General features: G+C 48.0%; 1 protein-coding gene. It reads left to right on the plus strand.

Going from position 1 to position 229, the window contains the following annotated elements:
* Positions 1-229: 4-alpha-glucanotransferase (locus A3712_RS14550; RefSeq protein WP_197465834.1), on the plus strand; the 229-nt coding region annotated here is incomplete at both ends.

The following is a 229-nucleotide window of genomic DNA, read 5'->3' on the forward strand; positions in this document are numbered from 1 at the left end:
GCAAGGTATCCTAGACTCTGTGGCATGGCATGGTTTCTTACCTGAAGGTGTTGGTCGCGATGCTAGCCAAGTACCAATGGACTCATACCTTGCTGAAGCACTGCAATTACACGTTGCTGCTGGCGGCTCAACATTGCTAAGTGTTCAATTGGAAGATTGGTTGGAAATGGACCAGCCAGTAAACATTCCTGGTACTGTAGATGAGTACCCGAACTGGCGTCGTAAACTA

Origin of the sequence: Vibrio sp. HI00D65 (assembly GCF_001635455.1) — a bacterium.
Classification (GTDB): domain Bacteria; phylum Pseudomonadota; class Gammaproteobacteria; order Enterobacterales; family Vibrionaceae; genus Vibrio.